The 20,684-nt window shown below is 50.5% G+C and carries 17 protein-coding genes; 7 read left to right on the forward strand and 10 right to left on the reverse strand.

Features of this window, described 5'->3' with window-relative positions; translation table 11 throughout:
* Positions 1 to 7: 7 nt before the first annotated feature.
* Both ABYP33_RS00595 and ABYP33_RS00600 read right to left on the reverse strand, forming a co-directional pair.
* Positions 8 to 1,231: an acyl-CoA dehydrogenase family protein gene (locus ABYP33_RS00595; RefSeq protein ID WP_373087079.1), complete on the reverse strand. Its 1,224-nt coding sequence runs from the start codon at positions 1,229 to 1,231 to the stop codon at positions 8 to 10.
* Between the two features lie 35 nt (positions 1,232 to 1,266).
* Positions 1,267 to 1,944, reverse strand: a complete 678-nt coding sequence (locus tag ABYP33_RS00600; RefSeq protein WP_373087081.1) for a histidine phosphatase family protein — start codon at positions 1,942 to 1,944, stop codon at positions 1,267 to 1,269.
* 110 nt (positions 1,945 to 2,054) lie between these two features.
* On the opposite strand from ABYP33_RS00600, the gene ABYP33_RS00605 reads away from it, so the two are divergent.
* On the forward strand, positions 2,055 to 2,948 hold the full coding sequence (locus tag ABYP33_RS00605; RefSeq protein ID WP_373087083.1) for a LysR family transcriptional regulator: 894 nt from the start codon (positions 2,055 to 2,057) through the stop codon (positions 2,946 to 2,948).
* 51 nt (positions 2,949 to 2,999) lie between these two features.
* On the opposite strand, the gene ABYP33_RS00610 is transcribed toward ABYP33_RS00605, so the two are convergent.
* A complete protein-coding gene (locus ABYP33_RS00610; protein ID WP_373087085.1) occupies positions 3,000 to 3,923 on the reverse strand; it encodes an AraC family transcriptional regulator ligand-binding domain-containing protein in 924 nt (307 codons plus the stop codon).
* 491 nt (positions 3,924 to 4,414) lie between these two features.
* Here ABYP33_RS00610 and ABYP33_RS00615 point away from each other — a divergent pair, with 491 nt between their 5' ends.
* Together ABYP33_RS00615 and secD are read left to right on the forward strand one after the other, a co-directional pair.
* On the forward strand, positions 4,415 to 4,813 hold the full coding sequence (locus tag ABYP33_RS00615; protein ID WP_373087087.1) for a hypothetical protein: 399 nt from the start codon (positions 4,415 to 4,417) through the stop codon (positions 4,811 to 4,813).
* Between the two features lie 122 nt (positions 4,814 to 4,935).
* Positions 4,936 to 7,464 carry a protein translocase subunit SecD gene (secD, locus tag ABYP33_RS00620; protein ID WP_373087089.1) on the forward strand — a complete coding sequence of 843 codons (2,529 nt, stop codon included), beginning with the start codon at positions 4,936 to 4,938 and terminating at the stop codon, positions 7,462 to 7,464.
* Between the two features lie 143 nt (positions 7,465 to 7,607).
* Here secD and ABYP33_RS00625 read toward each other — a convergent pair whose 3' ends face one another.
* Entirely contained in the window at positions 7,608 to 9,755 is a 2,148-nt protein-coding gene (locus ABYP33_RS00625; RefSeq protein WP_373087091.1) for a 3-hydroxyacyl-CoA dehydrogenase NAD-binding domain-containing protein, read from the reverse strand.
* 108 nt (positions 9,756 to 9,863) lie between these two features.
* A complete protein-coding gene (locus ABYP33_RS00630; protein WP_373087093.1) occupies positions 9,864 to 11,072 on the reverse strand; it encodes an acetyl-CoA C-acetyltransferase in 1,209 nt (402 codons plus the stop codon).
* A gap of 352 nt (positions 11,073 to 11,424) precedes the next feature.
* Between ABYP33_RS00630 and ABYP33_RS00635 the strand changes: the two genes are divergently transcribed.
* Positions 11,425 to 12,990 (forward strand): long-chain-fatty-acid--CoA ligase, encoded by a 1,566-nt coding sequence (locus tag ABYP33_RS00635; RefSeq protein ID WP_373087095.1) that lies wholly within the window; start codon positions 11,425 to 11,427, stop codon positions 12,988 to 12,990.
* A gap of 114 nt (positions 12,991 to 13,104) precedes the next feature.
* On the opposite strand, the gene ABYP33_RS00640 is transcribed toward ABYP33_RS00635, so the two are convergent.
* From ABYP33_RS00640 to ABYP33_RS00650, 3 genes are all read right to left on the reverse strand, one after another.
* Positions 13,105 to 14,025 carry an alpha/beta hydrolase gene (locus tag ABYP33_RS00640; RefSeq protein WP_373087097.1) on the reverse strand — a complete coding sequence of 307 codons (921 nt, stop codon included), beginning with the start codon at positions 14,023 to 14,025 and terminating at the stop codon, positions 13,105 to 13,107.
* Between the two features lie 70 nt (positions 14,026 to 14,095).
* A complete protein-coding gene (locus tag ABYP33_RS00645) occupies positions 14,096 to 14,557 on the reverse strand; it encodes a hypothetical protein (protein WP_373087099.1) in 462 nt (153 codons plus the stop codon).
* A 128-nt stretch (positions 14,558 to 14,685) separates the two neighbouring features.
* The gene (locus ABYP33_RS00650; RefSeq protein ID WP_373087101.1) at positions 14,686 to 15,021 is read right to left on the reverse strand and encodes an EthD family reductase; all 336 of its coding nucleotides are present in this window, start codon (positions 15,019 to 15,021) and stop codon (positions 14,686 to 14,688) included.
* Positions 15,022 to 15,224: 203 nt separating this feature from the next.
* On the opposite strand from ABYP33_RS00650, the gene ABYP33_RS00655 reads away from it, so the two are divergent.
* The 3 genes from ABYP33_RS00655 to ABYP33_RS00665 all read left to right on the forward strand — a co-directional run bounded on the left by ABYP33_RS00655 (position 15,225) and on the right by ABYP33_RS00665 (position 19,133).
* Complete coding sequence (locus tag ABYP33_RS00655) at positions 15,225 to 15,767, forward strand: DUF2058 domain-containing protein (protein ID WP_373087103.1); 543 nt, start codon at positions 15,225 to 15,227, stop codon at positions 15,765 to 15,767.
* A 143-nt stretch (positions 15,768 to 15,910) separates the two neighbouring features.
* Positions 15,911 to 18,058, forward strand: a complete 2,148-nt coding sequence (gene recQ / locus ABYP33_RS00660) for a DNA helicase RecQ (RefSeq protein ID WP_373087105.1) — start codon at positions 15,911 to 15,913, stop codon at positions 18,056 to 18,058.
* A gap of 121 nt (positions 18,059 to 18,179) precedes the next feature.
* Positions 18,180 to 19,133: a GAF domain-containing protein gene (locus tag ABYP33_RS00665; RefSeq protein WP_373087107.1), complete on the forward strand. Its 954-nt coding sequence runs from the start codon at positions 18,180 to 18,182 to the stop codon at positions 19,131 to 19,133.
* Positions 19,134 to 19,197: 64 nt separating this feature from the next.
* On the opposite strand, the gene ABYP33_RS00670 is transcribed toward ABYP33_RS00665, so the two are convergent.
* Together ABYP33_RS00670 and ABYP33_RS00675 are read right to left on the reverse strand one after the other, a co-directional pair.
* Positions 19,198 to 19,911, reverse strand: coding sequence for a YebC/PmpR family DNA-binding transcriptional regulator (locus tag ABYP33_RS00670; RefSeq protein ID WP_373087110.1), 714 nt, complete (start codon positions 19,909 to 19,911; stop codon positions 19,198 to 19,200).
* Between the two features lie 82 nt (positions 19,912 to 19,993).
* Entirely contained in the window at positions 19,994 to 20,413 is a 420-nt protein-coding gene (locus ABYP33_RS00675; RefSeq protein ID WP_373087112.1) for a DUF3010 family protein, read from the reverse strand.
* Between the last annotated feature and the right edge of the window lie 271 nt (positions 20,414 to 20,684).

The raw sequence follows: 20,684 nt of genomic DNA on the forward strand, positions 1-20,684 counted from the left end.
ATCCTCCCTAAACAGCGTAGCGATCAATGATTTGTTTGCCCAAGGCCATTTGATGCACTTGATCTGGGCCGTCAGCTTGGCGACACCAACGCGCGTAATTAAACGCCTCAGCCATAAAGTAATCTTCCGTTAAGCCACCTGCGCCGTGCAACTGCATGCAGCGATCTATGACATTCTGCACCAGCAATGGCACGGTTGTTTTGGTGGCTGCAATCATATCGGTGGTTTGCATTGGCCCCTGTTCGTCGATCTGTTTACAGGTTTTTAAAACCAACAAACGCGCCATTTCAATTTCAGAAAAGCTCTTGGAGATCTCCTCGCGCACCGATTGATGCTTGCTCAGAGGCTTACCAAAGGTAGTCCGTGACACCGCGCGCTGGCAGGCCAGCTCTAGGGAGCGCTGCGCCGCGCCAATCAACCGCATGCAGTGGTGCATACGGCCAGGGGCCAAACGTCCTTGGGCAATTTCAAAGCCTCGACCTTCGCCCAGCAAAATATTTTCCAGCGGCACCCGTACATTTTCAAATACAATTTCAGCATGACCAATTGGCGCATCGTCGTAACCCAATGTGCTGAGCGGTCGAATAATCGACAAGCCTGGCGTGCCCTTAGGCACCAACACCTGACTCTGCTGCTTATGACGGTTAGCATTATCTGGATCAGACTTGCCCATTACGATAAAAATGGCAGTGCGCTCATTCATTGCGCCGGTAATAAACCACTTACGCCCGTTCAGCACCCACTCATCGCCATCTTTGACAATGCTGAGTTCAATATTAGTGGCATCGCTGGAGGCAACCTGAGGCTCGGTCATTGCGTAGGAAGAGCGAATATCGCCATTGAGCAAGGGCGTTAACCACTGTTCGCGCTGGGCGTCAGTGGCGTATTTCATAAACACTTCCATATTGCCGGTGTCTGGCGCATTGCAGTTAAACACTTCTGGCGACCAAATAACCCGCCCCATTACCTCGGCGAGCGGGGCGTAGTCAGTAAAGCTTAAACCACCGTGCTCACAGTACTCTGGAAATTCCTCTGGGCAAAATAGATTCCACAAACCTGCCGCCTTGGCTTTCAGTTTAAGCTCATCCATTAACGGTAAAATACCAAAGCGATTCTCTGCGCTGTGCAACTGCTCGGCATAGGCTTTTTCATTGGGATAAATATGCTCTTCCATAAAAGCATTTAATTTTGTCAATAACTGCTGACCCTTGTGACTCTGGCTTAAATCCATTGCGTTGTCCTTTTCCGGTATCGTATTAACAAAAATTAGGTATAAGTAATTAAGTGTTGGTGGCTTGCCGCCGCCAAGTGCGGCACGGCATTAAAGGTATTTAAATGAAACTGCTGACCTTTACTGAAATAGCGAGTTATCCCGGAGTTTTTTGCCTGTAAATTCAAATTCACCATTGTCTCGACATCGAGCTTGAGAGCCTCACGCAGCATCGCGCTAATTGGTCCACCGGACGTCACCACCAGAACCCGACCCTGGGTTTCGGCTAAACAAGTCAAGGTGGAACGCGCCCGATGCTCAAACGCTGCCCAGGTTTCGAGAACATCGCTGAGTTCGCCGCGACTCCACGCGATCAAAGCAAGCCGCAGGGTACGGTAAAAACTGCGTGGCTCGCTGCGATCTATTTCTTCACCAATATTCGCCAAATAAGCGTCTACCAAACTGTGAAAGTCGTATTCATTCAAGTCAGGTAAAGCCAGCGCCTCAGGCATGGCGATGACGGGCGTAAACTGGGCAAAAGCATCGCGAATTCCCGCCAAGGTTTCTCGGTGCCTGCGCATCGTGCCGGTAAACACCGCATCAAAACCCCGCTCAGCCTCGCCAAAGTACTCGCCTAATAGACGCACCTGCTCCCAGCCAATATCCGTGAGACGATCATAGTCGTCACTGGCAAAGGCAGCCTGACCATGTCGAACCACCACTATCTCTACCATTATCCAGCCTCATAACTCAGAAGGCTAAATCATACCCACACACCAATCATTATTGAAATTGATTGTTGTTATATACCATAATAAACAAAGATTATAGTAAGGCGCGCATAATGAGCAATCTCAAGATTGACCTAAACCTGTTTGTCGTATTTGAAGCGATTTACTCCCAGCAAAGCCTCACCCGGGCCGCGGGTGTTTTACACGTGACTCAACCGGCGGTAAGCAGCTCACTAGCAAAACTGCGCACCATCTTCAATGACCCCCTTTTTGTGCGCAGCCCCGGCGGCATGAACCCCACCCCCTTGGCACGGCAATTGATTAGCACGGTGAGGGAGTCCTTAAAAAGTCTCGACAACTGCGTAGTCGCTCGTATTGGTTTTGACCCCGCCACCAGTAAACGAACCTTCCGGCTCCACGCGACCGAAAACGCCGAGCTTATCTTATTGCCAGCATTGCTAAAAAAGCTTGCGCTACTCGCGCCAGAAACCAATCTCGAAGTGGTTTTTATAGATCGGCGAGAAGTTCCTTTTGAACTAGCCAGTGGCAATCTCGACCTCGCGATCGATGCTCCCCTGCTCAGCCACCCGGAGTTAATTAGTCAGCCTATTTTTGCCGACGACTACGCCTGCGTCATGCGCAAGGCACACCCGTTAAGCAAGGGCACGCTCAATTTAGACGCATTTGTCAACAGCCGTCATGTTCATGTGTCCAGCCGATTAAGTGGCTCTGGCTATATTGATCTGGCCTTGCGTTCAATTGGTCAGCAACGGCGCATTGCCCTGCGTTTGCAACACTATGCCGCGCTACCCGCCCTACTGAACCAGTCTGATTTTATCGCGGCGATTCCCAGTAGCATCGCCTCGCACTGGCAGCTCCCCAGCCGGGCACTTCCCTTTGACTCGCCGAAATTAGAGCTACGTTTATTTCGCCATAAAAGTGTTAGTCATGATCCCGCCCTACTCTGGCTAGGCGAGCTACTGACTCAAGCGCAAAACACGCTGTAAGCTAATAACGTTTACTACTAGAAATTCGTCAATGGAATACGTCACCTGCATTCATTGTATTATCTGCTGACCCATCCGGTAGCGCCCCGGCGCTAAACCAAACCAGCGTTTAAAGGCCTTTTGAAACGCGCTTTGATCACTAAAACCCAACTCGATAGAGATATCTAACAAGCCCATTTTACTGGTATCGATTAACGCTTTTGAGCGCTGTTTGCGGGCGTGATCGACCAAACCCTTAAAGTTAGTTTCAGTGCTGTTCAGGCGGCGCTGCAAAGTTCTTGACGCCAAACCAAGCTCGGCAGCCACCTCTTCTAGCTTAGGTGCGCCCTCGGGTAATTGGCGCACAATGCATTCCAAAACCTCTTTAACAATACGGTCTTTCAGTTGCAAATTGGCTAATTCCGCCCGTGCGGCTTGTATCAGAGAGCGATAGATCGCCGGGTGAGGAAAACGGCTCGGCAAGTCTAAAAAGTGACTATCAAAAACGACACAATTCGCGCCACTATTGTAATGAACCGGCGCGTCGATAATTGCCTCGATTTCCGTGCTGCCGGCCGGGCCGCAATGATTAAAGTGGATTTCGCGTTTACTGCAGCAGCGATCAAGCATCGGTTTGTTAACCCGATACCAGCTGCTAAAAAAGAATTCAACCAGCTGCCGAGATGCCTGCTGCCGTGGCGGTACCACCCAGCTCAAACACGCTAAGTCCTCACCCAAGACCGAATACTCAACATCGCCATGGTCTATTAACAATCTTGAAAAATCCACTACGGCATGCACTGCCTCACGTGAGCTTGGCGCACTCATACCAAGAGAGCTGACCATACCCCAGGCCTGCTTTGAGTTATGTGCGCCCGCATGGGCACCCAAATAGGGATCCTTCAGCAACCGGCTACCTGCATCCAATATCATTTCAAACAGCCGCAAAGGGAATCGGCCGTACGCGGTAAGGTGCGCCTCAAGCTTTAAACCCATAATTCCCTGCAATTGGTATGGACACACGTCTTGAGAACTCAGATAAGCAATTAAATTGTCTAAATATTCGACGCATACAGTAGGTAATCGCAAAACTGTACCCTCATTGTTTATATAATTTTTGAGCGAGCAGACGACGAGCAGTTAATTCTAGGTCACGCTGACGGATACCAACATGCAAACGCGGCCAAGGCAAGCTTAACACCATTAATGGCTAAACTTGATTATCATTATTCTCCAGCGCAACGACCCCCGCACGGAATCGTTTCGATTTACGCTAAAACCAAACAGACTTATTTTCTTGTTCGGTAAACACCATAACAACCGTGCCGAGGCGTCATGCCAGCACCTTAATACCCCGCTCATCATAGCGCCGCCGCTAACGGAAATCAGTGCCTAAAGACATAAGTTTGAAATATTAGCAGCCACCCTAGTGACGGCCATCTGCCGCCGTGCTAGTGTGGTAAGCTCGCCGCGGGCTATAGGCTATTTTGCCAAAGGAACTCACCGCCTTGCCTCATATGAATGCCACGACCATCACCCAATCAAAAGCACTAATCAGCTGCGTTGCCGCGCTGCTTAGTCTACTTTTCTTGCTAACTGAAAACGCCAACGCGCCGTCATCTTATTTCTCTACTAGTAACGGCGATAATCCGAGCAATGAATTTGTTCTGACAACTCAAGGCCTCAGTTTTGCGGAGCCACGCCGCCTGATTATCGACGGTGGCAGCCAGCCGGACATCGACAAAGCGGCTGTATTCCTTGAACCGTCCGTTTTTTCAAGCCGATATTTAAACACTGGTCCACTAGATTGCAGAAACACCTTCGATCAACGTCGGCGCCATTTTTGCAAGATCTTAAATCCTCGCGCCCCGCCCTCCCGCTTATAAGCTCAGCTTCACCGCGTCGATCTACGCCGTTATGGGTATTTAGCCGCGTTTAGAAACATAAGCGATTCAATATGATTGTTCGGTGACCACCGCCTGCGGTGGCGCCTTACCGTGAGAGATTTATGCGATATATTAAATTCAAAATTTTTAGTTATATAGCCATCGTCCTGATCGCTATTATTACTGCCTTACCGAGTCTACTACCCAGTACGTGGCTCGCCGACACGCCTAACTGGTATCAGCAGCACAAAGTCACACTCGGTTTAGACCTCCGTGGCGGATCCCACCTTTTACTGCACATTGACGATAAAAAATTGCTCGCCGAAACCAGACTGCAATTTGTCGACATGGTCAGCAGCCAGCTGCGAACCAAGGGGATTCCGGCAGCACCGGCAACGATCTCCGCCGACACCATGACAATAAAACTGCGCAATATCGCGCAATTAGACGCGGGCCAAAACCTGGCCGCAGATCTGCAAAAAGGCCAAAACCCGCGGCAATTCAAAGTGAGTGTTGTCGGCGATGCCCTGCATTTTGAAATGAGCAAAGCATACCGGACACAGCTTTTAGCGGACGCGGTACAGCGCAGTCTCGAGGTGCTAAAACGACGGATTAACGAAACTGGCGTAGTCGAGCCCTTAATTACCAGCCAAGGCAACACCGGCATTTTAGTGCAGCTGCCCGGCGTAAAAGACCCCAGCCGAATTAAAGACTTAATTGGCCGTACGGCGCAAATGAGTTTTCATTTAGTTCATGACGCCAGCCGTGATGGCGACGTCGCCACCCTCGTTTTACCCGGCGCCGAGGCGCAAAAGCAGTACATCCTAAACCGGCAGTCGCTCATAAATGGTGGCGATCTCAGCGATGCCCGGCTGGGCTTCGACCCGAATACCCAAGAGGCTGTCGTTAACTTCCGTTTAAATCAACATGGCGCGGAAGTATTTGCCGACATTACCAAGGCTAATATCGGCCGTGCCTTTGCCATCGTACTCGACAATGTGGTTGTTACCGCCCCGGTTATTCGCAGTATCATCAGCGGTGGCGCAGGGCAAATTAGCGGCAACTTTACGAGCCGTGAGGCTAGTGATCTCTCGCTACTGTTGCGCGCGGGATCCCTACCGGCGTCCTTAAGCATTGTTGAGGAGCGCACAGTAGGTCCAGACCTCGGCAGTGATGCCATTGCCATGGGCGTCAGCACCGGTCTTATAGGCGCAGCATTGGTTCTTGGTTTTATGATGGCCGCCTACGGCCGCTGGGGTCTTATCGCCAACACTGCGCTCATCATCTACGTGGCCTTACTCATTGCCGCCCTCGCGGCCCTGGATGCAACCTTAACCCTACCCGGCATTGCTGGCTTAATTCTCAGTCTCGGCATGGCGGTAGATGCCAACATTCTCATCAATGAGCGAATTAAGGAAGAATGCCGCGTCAACGTAAGCGCTCGCTTTGCTGTACAGCGCGGCTTCGAGCGCGCTTTTAGTACCATTCTCGATTCCAATATCACCACACTAATCGCCGTTGGCTTACTCTTCTTGTTCGGCAGTGGCCCGGTACGGGGGTTTGCTGTAACCATGGCGGTCGGCTTAATACTATCCATGTTTAGCTCTATCGCCGTCACCCGATTAATCCTTGATTGGCGCGTTAATACACTCGGCAGAAAGCCCCTCGTCATAAAGGGCCTAGCCCTGCTAAACGGCTTTGGTAAACACCAAACTATCCCATTTCTTAAAGCCAGTCGCGTCGGCATTATTATGTCGGCAGTGTTATCAGTGGCATCGATTGCCCTGATGTTTCAGCCTGGGCTTCACACCGGTATCGATTTCAATGGCGGCACCGTGCTAGAAGTGCGCAGCCCCGCAAATACCAATATAGAAACCCTGCGGCAAAGCCTTGCCACCCTAAAACTCGACAATGTGGCGATCCAAGAATTTGGCGAACAAGGTAGTTTCCTCGTCCGCCTGCCCAGCCAGCCCCAGACCGAAAATGCAGAGGCGCGGATAAGCGCAATAAAATCAGCGATCTCAAGTGTTGCTGAAGACGTGGCGTTTCCGCGTTTGGAAATGGTTGGCCCAAGTGTAAGCAGCGAATTCATTGCCACCAGTATGATTGCAGTATTATTAGCCTGTAGTGGCATGTTTATTTATTTATGGAGTCGCTATGAACGTTATTTTGCTATCGGCGCCATGGCAACCTTAGCATTGGATATTACAAAGACCCTGGGCTTTTTTGCCCTCACCGGCGTCGAGTTCAACCTGACTGCAATTGCCGCGCTACTCGCTCTTATCGGCTATTCGGTAAACGACAAAGTGGTGGTGTTTGACCGCATACGTGAAAACCTGCGCGCGAATCCGGACAAGCCCCTCGCCGACCTGATTAACGAAAGCCTCACATCAACATTAAACCGAACCGTATTTACCTCGGCCACGACTTTTTTAGCCCTTCTGCCGATGGGTATTGCAGGCGGCAGTGCTGTTGCCAGCTTTGCCTTACCAATGCTATTTGGCATTGTTATCGGCACCAGCTCGTCAATTTTAATCGCTGCGCCAATCGTTCTCATACTGGGCGAGCAGGCAATGGAAAAACTAAAATTACACGCGGGTGCGTCCCTGCACCACGACTCAAATCTGTTTTTACGCGAAGATCGACCGTAAACAACGCAATATGCGACCTTAGCCATCATAAACCGGCTAAGGTCGCATTTTCATTTATCGCACGTGTCCTATACGGCCCTTAAGCACCGGAAACGGCGGCGACGTTAAGACTGCCCGCCGTTGCGCCCTACCAAGCGGTAAATTTAGGCAAACAGCTCACCTTTTTCTGCCTTATCCAGCAGCACTTGCGGGGGTTCAAAACGTTCCCCATATTTAGCGGCTAACTCGGCCAGCCGAGTGGCGAATTTCTCCACGCCGTAGGTATTAACATACTGCAAAACACCGCCGGTATAGGGCGGAAAGCCAATTCCCATGATCGAACCAATATTGGCATCGGCCACATTATTCATGACCCCTTCTTGGTAGCAACGCAGAGACTCAACAATTTGCCTAAACAGTAGACGATCTTTAATATCATCATTTGGCAGACTAACGGCTTTGTTGTAGTGCCAATTGTAGATTTCTGGCCACAGGAACTTTTCCCCGTCAGCCGGATACTCGTAGTAACCGCCACCATGAGCACGACCGCCACGACCAAACTCGTTGAGCATTTTACTGGCCAGACGATATGCTGCAGTATCTGCTGCGTAGTTATCGCCATTACGCTTATCTAATTCGCGGTTGGTGTCGGTGGCCTTAACGGCAAGCTGCTGACTTACTTCATCTTGCACCGCTAATGGCCCTACTGGCATACCAATAGCTTTGCCTATGTTTTCAATTACTACCGGATCAACCCCCTCTTCGAGCAATAAGGCGCCTTCATCGATATAGGTAGCGAACACGCGAGAGGTAAAGAAACCACGCGAGTCATTAACAACAATCGGCGTTTTCTTAATCTGCTGACTAAAATCGAAAGCCCGCGCCAAGGTTTCATCGGAGGTTTTGTCACCAACAATGATTTCGACCAAGGGCATTCTGTCGACCGGTGAAAAGAAGTGAATACCAATAAAATTCTCTGGCTTCAGCGATGGCTCGGCAAGTAAAGTGATCGGCAATGTTGAGGTGTTAGAGCCCCAGACTCCGTCCTCAGCCAACATTGGCTCGAGCTCCTTGGTTATCTTGTGCTTGAGCTCGACATTCTCAAATACCGCTTCAATGATCAAGTCGCAGCCACGTAAAGCATCAGCCTCGGCAGAGGGCGTGATTAAATGGAGCGTGGCTAACTTTTGCTCTTCGCTCATGCGTCCTTTGGCAACGCGCTTGCTCAGCAATTTATCGGTATAGGCCTTACCTTTGTCAGCAGCGTCCTGGCTAATATCTTTTAATACCACCTCAATACCGGCCATGGCCGAAACATAGGCAATACCCTGCCCCATCATGCCTGCGCCTAAAATGCCGACTTTCTTGACCTTGGTCTTAGGCACTGACTTCGGTCGACTGCCGCCGCCATTCACCTGATTCATCTGCAAAAAGAAGGTCATCAGGTTCTTGGCGCTTGGCTCGGTTAACAAACTAATAAACGTCCGTGTTTCGACCAGCTGAGCGGTATCGAAATCCATTTTCAGCGTGCCAGCAATCACGTCCAAAATTTTAATCGGCGCAGGCACAAGACCTTTACTCTTCTGGAAAATCATCGGGTTTGCACCCTGAATCATTTGCGCGATAGCCGGCTTACGTAGATCACCACCCGGAATCTTAAAGCCTTTTACATCCCAAGGATTTTGCGCGGTTGGATTCGCGCTAATCCAGACCTTGGCCTTGGCCATCATGTCGTCAACATCACTCGCCAATTCGTCGACAAAACCATTCGCCAAGGCTTTTTGCGCGTTAAATCGCGTTCCTTCTAGCAGCGGCATAATCGCCCGCTCAACACCAAATTTACTTACTAAACGGACGACACCACCGCCGCCAGGTAGCAGACCTAAACTCACCTCAGGCAAGCCGACCTGCACCGCTTTACTGTCTATGGCCACGCGATAATGGCAGGCTAAACAGATTTCATAACCACCGCCGAGTGCGGCGCCATTTATTGCCGCAACCACTGGCTTGCCCAGTTTTTCTATACGACGCAGCTGATCCTTAACCTTTAAGTTGGTCTCAAACATGGCGACTTCATCGTCGCCCGGCTGGATGGTCAACATTCCTTTAATATCACCACCCGCAAAAAACGTGCTTTTTGCCGAGGTAATAATCACACCAGCAATACTATCGCGCTCGGCCTCAAGACGATCTACTGTCTCAGCCATTAACGTCAAGTATTCATCATTCATCGCATTTACCGGACCATTCATATCCATGGTTACGGTAACGATATTGTCGCTGTCTTTTTGGTAATTAAATGTGCCAGTCATTGTTATTTCATCCTGTCTAATTTTGCTGAACGCGTAGTGGCAAATACAAAACCCTGCCCCAAGCTCCTATTTTTTGCGGGCCTTGGCTTAATTATTTACGCGATCCGGTTAAAGCCGTTCAATAATGGTTGCGATACCCATGCCACCACCAACACAAAGGGTGATAAGGCCAAAGCGTTTGTCGCGACGTTCTAATTCATCGAGAACCGTACCCACCAACATACCGCCCGTTGCGCCCAGCGGATGTCCCATGGCAATAGCGCCACCGTTTACATTGATCTTATCCCAAGGAATATTGGTGTCCTGCTGGAAACGCATAGCAACAGAGGCAAAAGCTTCGTTAATTTCGACCAGATCGATGTCTTCGATCTTCATGCCCGCCTTTTGCAAAACTTTCCAGGTAGCGGGTGCCGGACCGGTTAACATAATAGTCGGCTCAGTGCCGGTTACTGCCGTTGCAACTACCCGCCCCCGGGCTTTAAGACCCATTTTTTCGCCTGCGGCTGCGCTACCGATCAACAGGGCCGAAGCACCGTCAACAATGCCTGATGAATTGCCAGCGTGGTGAACGTGATTTATTTTGGCAACTTGGGGGTATTTGCTAATAGCAATATCGTCAAAGCCGATGCTACCCATCATTTCAAAGGACGGACGCAAACCGGCTAAACCTTCAACTGTTGTTCCCGGCTTAATGAAGTCGTCACGCTGCAAAATCGTCATGCCGTTGACATCTTTAACCGGTATTACCGAACGATCAAAGAAACCTGCTTCCCGCGCGGCTGCAGCCTTAGCCTGAGAACCTACCGCAAACTCATCAAGCATAGCTCGACTAAAACCCGCGAGCGTCGCAATTAAATCCGCGCCTATGCCCTGGGGTACAAAGGCCGTATCAGTGGCAATTTGCGGATCTTCTGCCCACGCACCGCCGCTACTTCCCATGGCGACACGAGACATACATTCAATACCACCAGCGACAACCAAGTCCTCCCAGCCTGACGCTATCTTCATTGCCGCCAAGTTCACTGCCTCAAGACCCGACGCGCAGAAGCGATCTAACTGCACGCCAGCCACAGACTCCGCCCAACCGGCCTTAAGTACGGCGGTTTTTGCCACACAAGCACCCTGCTCACCTACCGGTGTAACACAACCCATAACCACGTCGTCGACAAGGCCGGTGTCCAAATCATGGCGGTCGCGCAAGCCATTTAGTAAGCCCGCCAATAAATCCACCGGTTTCACCTGACTCAAAGGCGATCCCATTTTTCCTTTTGTCCTTGGCGTGCGAACGGCGTCGTATATATAAGCTGTGTTACTCATTTTAGCGTCCCAGTTTATTTTGTTGGTGTTTGCGTGATGTACCTTCATGCAAGATTGCCCCGCATCGACGCGAATCTCAATGATAAGCGATGACAGGTGATAGACATTTTATTACAAATTCGATGATTTTAACGACCCAGGTAAATCTCCTGCCACGCCCAGCTATATCACGGTAACCGTGGAATAAGCAATGACGGCTTTCGCTAGAACAAAATAGCCAGGGGTATTTATTGTCTTTAGCCGCCACTATTACCATTGACGCCTTCAGTTTTCAGGTCTAAGGCTGGGCATAAGCCCCATTGCGTTTTACAGTAGGCAACAATAAAAGTAAAACCGCTTGACGGAGAAAGACATGCTGATACACCAATTTTTCGACTACCACACCCAACGCAATCCAGCGCAAGACTGCCTAATATTCCAAGGCGAAGTTTTTAGCTACACTCAGATTGCAGAAGAGTCACACCGTATCGCCAATGGCTTACAGAAACACGGCATTGTGAGTAATGACCGAGTTGCGATTCTCTGCGAGAACTGCCCAGCAGTATTATCTATTGTCATTGCATGTAGCCGCATTGCCGCGGTGGCCGTACCGCTAAACTACCGTTTGGCAGCGCCGGAAGTTGCCTACGTCCTGAATGATGCCGAGGCGAAAATCTTATTCGCACCCGACATGGCGTTAATCGACTTACTCGGCAAATTACGACCACTCGCCGACGCAAGTCTGGCCATTATCGCCGCAAATAGCGAGGGGAGTGCCGTAAACTGGCAACACTGGCTTAGTCAATGCGTGAGTACGCCAGTCAAAAGCGACGATATCCGCGCCGATGCCGGAATACTGCAGCTTTACACCAGTGGCACGACAGGTAAACCCAAAGGCGTGGTCACCAGCCAGCGCAATATTTTTGCCCTGTACACGTCAGCCGCCACCTCATTGGCAAACAAGGCAGGACCGGGAAGCCGCGACTTAGTTTGCGCACCGAATTTTCATATTGGTGGCATCGGCACCCTGCTATTACCCATTCTCGCCGGAGCCAGCGTAGTATTGCACAGCAACTTTAACCCAATGGCCGTAGCAGATGATTTAGAAAACTATAAAATCGACAATATGTTTGTTGTGCCCGCCATGATCATGGCCATACTCGACTACGTACCCAACATCGAGCTACGCGATTTTAGCGCTTTACGCCAATTGCTTTACGGCGCCTCGCCAATAAGCACAGGGCTGCTAGAACGAGCATTAAACGTATTTAAATGCGATTTTTATCAATGCTATGGCATGACTGAGACCACCGGCACCATTGTGTCTTTATCGCCCGAAGATCACCGCCGGGCCTTGCTCGACCAACCTGAGTTACTGCAGTCCTGTGGCCGACCCCAAGCCGGCGTAGAGGTTAAAGTGATCGACAGCAACGGCAACACCCTCGCTTGTCGCGAAACAGGAGAGCTGTTAATTCGTTCAGAAGCCAATATGCTTGGCTATTACAATCGCGACGCCGCCACCGCAGAAACACTTCAAGGGGGCTGGATACACACCGGTGACTCAGCAATTATCGATGAGCAAGGTTACATTTTCCTGCGTGACCGCATTAAAGATATGATCGTCAGCGGCGCTGAAAACATCTACCCGATTGAAATTGAAAACGTCCTAAGCCAGCATCCTGCCGTGGGCGATGTTGCAGTGGTCGGCATACCATGTCCAAAATTCGGCGAAGCACCGCTAGCTTGTGTGGTGCTAAAACCGGGGCAAAGTTTGACTGAAGAAGAAATGGTAACATTTTGCCGCGAGCAATTGGCCGGTTACAAAATACCTCGGCAACTTAAAATATTTGATGTATTGCCCCGCAATCCCTCAGGAAAATTATTGAAGAAAGATTTACGCGCACCATTCTGGCAGGGAGATGAGCGGGGAATAAACTAAAAGTAAAACTAGCGAGACCACACCACCCATTACAAAGCCGTATGGCCATATGATTATTAAGATACGCGCAGCCAACCCCGCTACGCGAGCGGCTTATTATTTGTCGCTCGCACATTAAACTTCAATCGGCGGCTCAGCCTGCCGACCAAACAACGCGGCTAGCCACGCACAAATTTCCATCATGCCCTCTTTGTGGCGACGAGTCGGACCCTGCAAACCAATAAAGCCATGACTCGCACCGTGATAGAGGCTCTGAGTCACTCTAACGCCCTGCTCCTCCAAACGGCTCGCATAGGCAATACCTTCGTCTCGCAGCGGGTCGCGCTCGGCGGTAATCACTAACGCCGGCGGTAACAAACTTAAGTCGTCAACCGTTAAAGGCGTCGCTAAGGGATGCCGATGCTCGCCAGCCTTAAGTGTTGAGCTGTTGGCTAAATAACTGTCCCAAAACCACTTCATTATTGGCCGTGTCAGCACGGGACCTTTTGCGTTTTCAATATAGGAGTCGGTACCGGGCTCATAATGATCGGTAACGGGGTAAATCAACACCTGACCTTTGACGAGCCCCGGTAGCTGCGCACGCGCTTGAATAGCGGTTACCGCAGCAAGATTGCCACCCGCACTATCACCGGCAAGGACAATCGAGTCGGCGCGACCACCATACAAGCCAATGTGCTCGGCAACCCAAGTCAGTGCTGCCAGACAATCTTCTGGCGCTGCAGGAAATGGGTGTTCCGGTGCCCGCCGGTAGTCCACGGCCACCACAATAGTGTCGCTGCGGTCACATAGATCTCGACACATTGGGTCATATGTCGCTAAATCGCCAACAACCCAACCACCGCCATGGAAATACACCACTACCGGAAACGGGCCATCACCCGGCGGCAAATACAGCCGCAGCGGGATTCTGTGCTGTTTCTGTTCGGCAACGAGATCAAGGCTGGTGATATGCTGTGCAACCTGACCAAGCCAAGCGAGTCGTGCCGAGCCCCTTATATAACTGCGAAATACTGCTGTTTTTATTGTGTTTATCATCAGCCCACCATGGCGCGTCTAAGTTAATTCTAAATAGTACTTTGTTATAAATAGGTTTAGCGCGGACACATTAAGGGGCGCCGGCACTTAGGTCACGGCCATTACCGCCCTCGCGCAGATACAGTTTGCTACACACCCAGCCACTTGGCGTGTAAAAGCCCCACCTACGAATTTTGGGGCCGGTAATAAAGAGCGTTAAACTGTCGGGTGATTGCAACAATAAGCGGTGTGGTGCACGTCCCAAACGGGCGGTCAATGTGCCCGTGGGTAAGACACGTTCGCCGTCGGGCATCTCTTCTAAAATTTCACCACGCAATACTATTGAGTAATTAAACAACCACGGATGGTCGTGGAGATTAATATCGGGGTCGTTACCGGTGACATGGTGGAGATATACATTAAACAGCCAGTTGCGCGGCAATACGTGCCACCGCCGCAGGTAATCGGTGCCGATTACCTTGGTCGGCAGTCCTTGCGTAATGTGCTCTGCTTTAGTCTGTAGGCGAGTAAGTAAAAAAGCCGGTACGCGCATAAACCCCTGTCTCTATTGTAAAAACTGCCCGCATAGTACCACCACAAACGCCTTGCTGAAAAACCTCGGTTGAGCTATAGAAACAAATACCCCGCAGACTGACTCATGGCTCAATCCAGTAAGACCGGCTACACAGCCAGCATTGCATCAAAATGCGGGACAACTTCACTTATTTGGATCTGTGGGACTTGATCGGTGTAATTTGGCAAATCCGCCATTATTTTACCAACATGAGGCGAGAAACCCGCCTGAAACTCATCAATGGACACACAGTACAGATGGCCCATGGCAATATACAACGGTGGGATTCCGGCATCCTCACCGACTAAGCCCCGATCGATGGTATAGGACAAACAGTAATCCCCCATCAGCGCTTTGACCATCGGAAAATGCTGATCGCGGTAATAGGCATGATCAAACCGGGCGCCCGGCGAATTGGGGTACATCACACTGACTTTAATCATTTACTCACTCCTTGTTAGTATTCGTCCAACGCTAAGCTCAACTGCGGCATAACCGCCGGGCAGACTAATGAACCACTTGGCATTACCCGCTGTTTTTAGCAGCAAGCGGGGGCCTTCAGCAAGTGCTTTTAATCAGTTTTTCCAAGCTCTGGCGGCAATAATCCCTTAGAATGGACGTATCCTCAACACTCAAGAGGCCTGGCATGGCATCCTTACAAGAACAACTACTCAAAGCGGGTATGATCGACGAGAAAAAGGTCAAGAAACTCAAACAAGAAAAGCGCAAACAAGCCAAGCAGCCCAAAGGCACCGTGGTCGTTAACGAAAGTAAGGAGGCCGCACAACGGGCACTAGCAGAAAAGGCTGAGCGCGACCGCGAACTCAATCGCTTACGTCAGGCTGAAGTCGAGAAAAAGGCCATTCAAGCACAAATCATTCAGCTGATCAGCCTAAATCGTATCGACCGCAAAAAAGGTGAAATTGCCTATCAGTTCACCGACGGCAAAAAGATTAAAAAGATCTTTGTCGACAGCCTTCTGCAAACCCAATTGGTTAAAGGCATTATAGCGCTGGTTAAGCTCAAAGACGGCTATGAACTGGTGCCCGCCACTATTGCTGACAAAATCGCCCAGCGCGACCCGTCCGTCATCTTGGTACTCAATACCAAATCAGCCAGTACTGTTGCGGCAGTCGAGGAAGATGACCCCTATGCGGCTTATCAAATTCCAGACGATTTAATGTGGTAAGGAAAAATCATTACACCTGGCACCTAGGTAAGCATCCACAAGCTGTACAGCCACTAGGCAATTGATCCCGTTTTCCGTGTTAACAAAAGCACAACCGCCACTGCCCGTGGTGTATTTCAGAGGTCGACATCCAAAACACCGACATGAACACAGCTAATCACGCCGATATCAGCCCCAGTAAAAGTAGCGCGCTGCAGATCCTGCAAAGTGTTTACGGCTATGAGTCTTTCCGCAATCAACAGGCCGATATTGTCGACCACGTAATTCAAGGTGGCGACGCCCTGGTGCTGATGCCCACCGGCGGTGGTAAGTCCCTGTGCTTCCAAGTGCCCGCGCTGGTACGCGAAGGCACCGCTATTGTGATTTCGCCCTTAATCGCCCTGATGCAAGATCAGGTTATGGCCCTGCGCCAAAATGGTATAAAAGCGGCCTTTTTAAACTCTAGCCTCAACGGCATGGAAGTGCATGAAGTCGAAAATCAATTGATGAACGGCGAGCTGGAGCTACTCTATATTGCCCCAGAGCGGCTGATGATGCCGCGCATGTTGCAGCTACTCGACAATGCGCCGCTCTCCTTGTTCGCTATTGACGAGGCCCACTGCGTATCCCAGTGGGGTCATGATTTCCGCCCAGAATACATCAAGCTAACCATACTTCACGAGCGTTTCCCCAATACGCCGCGTGTCGCGCTAACCGCCACCGCCGACGGCCCTACCCAGCGAGAAATTATTAAACGTTTGTCGCTGCACAATGCGCAAGTTTTTAACGACGGCTTCGACCGCCCCAATATTCGCTACCGCATCACTGAAAATCAGGGCGCTGCGCGAGAGAATTTACTGCGATTCATTCTCAATGAACATGAGGGCGAGGCTGGAATCGTCTATTGCCTGTCGCGCAAAAAGGTCGACGAAATCGCGCTTTGGCTCAACGGCAAAGGCATGACCGCCCTGCCCTACCACGCTGGCATGAGCAATGAGCAGCGCCAGCAACATCAGGAGCGCTTTCTGCGCGAAGACGGCGTGATTATTGTTGCCACCATCGCCTTTGGTATGGGCATAGACAAACCCGATGTCCGCTTTGTTGCCCACCTAAACCTACCCAAAAGTATAGAGGCCTATTATCAGGAAACCGGCCGCGCCGGCCGTGACGGTCAGCCTGCTGATGCGTGGATGGCCTACGGCCTCCAAGACGTGATCACCCTGCGCCAAATGCAGGGCAATTCCGGCGCCGAAGAGAGCCGCAAACGGCTTGAACAGCACAAACTTGACGCCATGCTCGGCCTCTGCGAACTCACCACCTGCCGTCGGCAAGCGCTGCTGCGCTATTTTGACGACGACTACGACCACGCCTGTGGCAACTGCGACAACTGCCTGGCGCCCCCCGAAACGTGGGACGCGACGGTGGCCGCCCAAAAAGCCCTGTCTTGTGTTTATCGCACCGGTCAGCGCTTCGGGGTCAGCTATTTAGTAGACGTGCTACTGGGTAAAGTAAACGAACGCATCAGCCAGTTTGGTCACGATAAAATTTCGACCTTCGGCATCGGCTGCGAATTGAATAACACCGAGTGGCGCACGCTGTACCGACAAATTATTGCCCGGGGCTTACTGCGGGTCGACGTTGAGGGGCACGGCAGTGTTCAGCTCACCGATACCGCAAGACCAATCCTGAAAGGCGAAAGCCAATTAACCCTGCGCAAAATGGTTAAAGTCAGCAAGAGCGAACGTCGCAAAGCCAAGGCTTACACCGGCACCGAAAATGCTGTGCTATGGGCAGCCTTGCGCGAACACCGCAAGACGCTGGCCACCGAGCAAGAGATTCCCGCTTATATGATTTTTCATGACGCCAGCCTTGCCGAAATGGCCGAGCGCCAACCCCAAACCCTCGAACAGCTGAGTCGCGTGTCCGGGGTTGGCGAGAGCAAACTCGCTAAGTACGGCGCAGGCTTTCTGGAAGTCATTCTCGCCAACCTTAATGCGCAAACCGCCGAGGGTATCAACGACACCGCCGCCACTAGTATCGCCATGCTCAAGCGCGGCAATGACCCAGAGGCGATTGCCGGAGAACGCAGCCTCGCCCTCACCACTATTTACGGTCACCTCTGCCAAGGTATTGCGAGCGGTGAACTCAATATCAGCGATGTTGTCCGATTAAGCGATGCACAGCTCAAAGAAATCCAATTTGCCTTTGAACACAGTGAAGACGGCAAAATAAAGCCGATCTATGAACTATTGGACGGCGAGTACGACTACAACATACTTAAATGCGTGAAGGCCACCTTACACGCGCTATGAGTAATTGCCCGCAGTTTTCAATCAGAATTGGGGTAATCCTCAGCGACAAATACAGGCAAAACCTTATAAAGTCTGCTTAACTTACTCTAAATTCAGCTATTACCAAGCTTAAGGATACGTAGTGAAATCGCCAGATCTGCCCCAAAATGAAAAATCACGGCTGGCCGCCCTCAGTGCCCTTAATATTCTGGATACGCCACCAGAAGAGCGCTTTGACCGCCTCACTCAAATGACCAAACAAATTCTCAATGTGCCCGTAGCCGTTATCAGCTTAGTAGATGAAAATCGCCAGTGGTTTAAATCATGTATTGGCTTAGACGCCAGCGAAACACCTCGCGACATCTCGTTCTGTGGTCACGCCATTAACGGTGACGACCTTTTTATTATTCCCGACGCGAGTCAAGACGAGCGCTTTGCCGATAATCCTTTAGTAGAAAACGACCCCAAAATCCGCTTTTACGCAGGCTGCCCTCTCAAGGCATTAGACGGCAGCAAGCTCGGCACGCTGTGTATTATCGACCAACAACCTCGCCAACTGAGCGCAGAGCAGCAGCACACCCTCAAGAATTTTGGCGCCATCGTCGAACGAGAGCTATATGCGATTCACTATGCGACCCGCGACGTACTCACCAATATAAACAACCGCGACGGTTTCACTTTACTTGGCCAACAGCAAATTCGCGTCGCAGAACGTCAAAAAACGCCCATGACAGCCATATTCCTGGAGCTGAGGACGTCATTTTTTGACGGGGATTTAAATATCAATTTGGACAATGTCATTCGCATATTTAGCGATAATGTTACGGTAACACTACGCGACGCTGATTTATTTGCCCGTCTCAACGAGCGTCGCTTTGTGATCTTGCTGAACAACGCCAGCGCCACTCAAGCACCAGAGTTTATCGAGCGCCTAAAAAAAATATGCCAGCAAGCCCACAGCAACGGTGATAAGGCCGCGCCGTTCACGGCGGTGAATCTGGAAATAAACATCTTCACCCACGTCACGGTTGAAGCCCTAATCGCGGAAGGTGAACAATTATTAAACGATAAGATTAAACAGCGGGGCCTGAAATAATGGCCCCAGACACCCTGTTTAGCATCAGGGCTGTTTGATGTAGCACAGGCCGACGGGCGCGGCCTTACAACGCGACGTTGTGAAAAACGTTTTGCACGTCATCCAAGTCATTTAGCATGTCCATAAACTTCTCAAACATCGGCATGTCTTCATCGTCGATGCTTGTGCTGTTTTGAGGCAAAAACTGGATTTCGGCCACGTCAAAATCACTTACACCAAATTCAATTAGAGCCTGCTGAGCTTTGAAGTAATCAGTATTAGGTGCAAATACCGAAATCTTGCCATCTTCATTCTCAATATCGCTAACATCCACGTCTGCTTCCATTAGTGCTTCCAGCACACCCTCTTCATCGTCGCCAGAAAACACAAAGATTGCCGAGTGGTCGAACATATGACTAACACTGCCTGGCGTGCCAATTTTGCTCTTAGTTTTAGTGAAGCACAGCCGCACATCGCCAAAAGTACGGTTCGCGTTATCCGTTAGACAGTCGATAATCACCATGCAATTACCTGGGCCATAGCCCTCGTAGCGCGACAGTGCAAAATCTTCGCCGCCACCACCTTTCGCTTTATCGATAGCTTTTTCAATAACATGGGTGGGTACTTGATCTTTTTTCGCGCGCTCAATCATCCCGCGCAGAGCCAGATTACCTGCGGGGTCTAGCCCCCCAGCCTTGGCACATACATAAATTTCGCGTCCGTACTTACTATAGACTTTGGCCTTGGCGTCTGAGGTCTTGGCCATGGAATCTTTGCGGTTTTGGTAGGCTCTGCCCATTGCGCTGCTCCGCGTTATTAACAAAGAAGCTGATTTTACAGACCGGGGTTTAGATAGGGAATCTTTTCATGGAATTAAAGCCCTACATATGCGCCGCATAGGCAACGGTAAATGCCGCTTGTTGGAAGGCCTTTAAGCCAGTATCGGCAAAGGATATCACCAAGGGGTTAACCGCCAGCGTTGCTTTAATCTCGCTAGGTGTCAGTAAGCGCACCTCGAGATTGGGCATAAGCTGCAAAGCTGCCTCCAATTTAAAACTTATCGCACCACCGGCAAACTTACCTTTGGGCATCCGCCCTCTAATCGCCACCGAATCCACCTTATAATCGGCCATGAGCTGCGCAAAAGCATGTTGAAACTGCAATAGATCGTGACGCGTGTGGTCCTTCGGTAAACTTAGCTTGCGGACCCGACACTCAGGCAGATTAAACTGCTGTTTGTCATAGTTCAGTAAACAGACAACGGCGTCATTACCGGTCAATTCAACACCACAAATTTTCATTAATATTCCTTGGCTCAGCGGCTGTGAGCACGCTTTTCGAGGCAGATATGTCAGGTTCAGTCAGCACCATGCATATAGCAATAGCGCTTTTTAGCAAAGCGAGCGCAGTCAACGCAAATCAATGTTGACGAGAATATCATTAAATACCGGCGAGCACTGACAAATACCAATAAAGATACGTGCAGACCGAATTGAAGAGCGGTTCTTAAGCGCTTAGCCTGGAAACAATAAACTGCATGATTGGTATAAGCATTAGAATAGCAACGGGGTG

The organism is Zhongshania sp., assembly GCF_041584495.1.
GTDB lineage: Bacteria > Pseudomonadota > Gammaproteobacteria > Pseudomonadales > Spongiibacteraceae > Spongiibacter.

Excerpts from the sequence above, each read along its gene's own strand:
- ABYP33_RS00595 (WP_373087079.1), bottom strand. The coding sequence starts at position 1,231 with ATGGATTTAAGCCAGAGTCACAAGGGTCAGCAGTTATTGACAAAATTA.
- ABYP33_RS00600 (WP_373087081.1), bottom strand. The coding sequence starts at position 1,944 with ATGGTAGAGATAGTGGTGGTTCGACATGGTCAGGCTGCCTTTGCCAGT.
- ABYP33_RS00605 (WP_373087083.1), top strand. The coding sequence starts at position 2,055 with ATGAGCAATCTCAAGATTGACCTAAACCTGTTTGTCGTATTTGAAGCG.
- ABYP33_RS00610 (WP_373087085.1), bottom strand. The coding sequence starts at position 3,923 with ATGGGTTTAAAGCTTGAGGCGCACCTTACCGCGTACGGCCGATTCCCT.
- secD (WP_373087089.1), top strand. The coding sequence starts at position 4,936 with ATGCGATATATTAAATTCAAAATTTTTAGTTATATAGCCATCGTCCTG.
- ABYP33_RS00625 (WP_373087091.1), bottom strand. The coding sequence starts at position 9,755 with ATGACTGGCACATTTAATTACCAAAAAGACAGCGACAATATCGTTACC.
- ABYP33_RS00630 (WP_373087093.1), bottom strand. The coding sequence starts at position 11,072 with ATGAGTAACACAGCTTATATATACGACGCCGTTCGCACGCCAAGGACA.
- ABYP33_RS00635 (WP_373087095.1), top strand. The coding sequence starts at position 11,425 with ATGCTGATACACCAATTTTTCGACTACCACACCCAACGCAATCCAGCG.
- ABYP33_RS00640 (WP_373087097.1), bottom strand. The coding sequence starts at position 14,025 with ATGATAAACACAATAAAAACAGCAGTATTTCGCAGTTATATAAGGGGC.
- ABYP33_RS00645 (WP_373087099.1), bottom strand. The coding sequence starts at position 14,557 with ATGCGCGTACCGGCTTTTTTACTTACTCGCCTACAGACTAAAGCAGAG.
- ABYP33_RS00650 (WP_373087101.1), bottom strand. The coding sequence starts at position 15,021 with ATGATTAAAGTCAGTGTGATGTACCCCAATTCGCCGGGCGCCCGGTTT.
- ABYP33_RS00655 (WP_373087103.1), top strand. The coding sequence starts at position 15,225 with ATGGCATCCTTACAAGAACAACTACTCAAAGCGGGTATGATCGACGAG.
- recQ (WP_373087105.1), top strand. The coding sequence starts at position 15,911 with ATGAACACAGCTAATCACGCCGATATCAGCCCCAGTAAAAGTAGCGCG.
- ABYP33_RS00670 (WP_373087110.1), bottom strand. The coding sequence starts at position 19,911 with ATGGGCAGAGCCTACCAAAACCGCAAAGATTCCATGGCCAAGACCTCA.
- ABYP33_RS00675 (WP_373087112.1), bottom strand. The coding sequence starts at position 20,413 with ATGAAAATTTGTGGTGTTGAATTGACCGGTAATGACGCCGTTGTCTGT.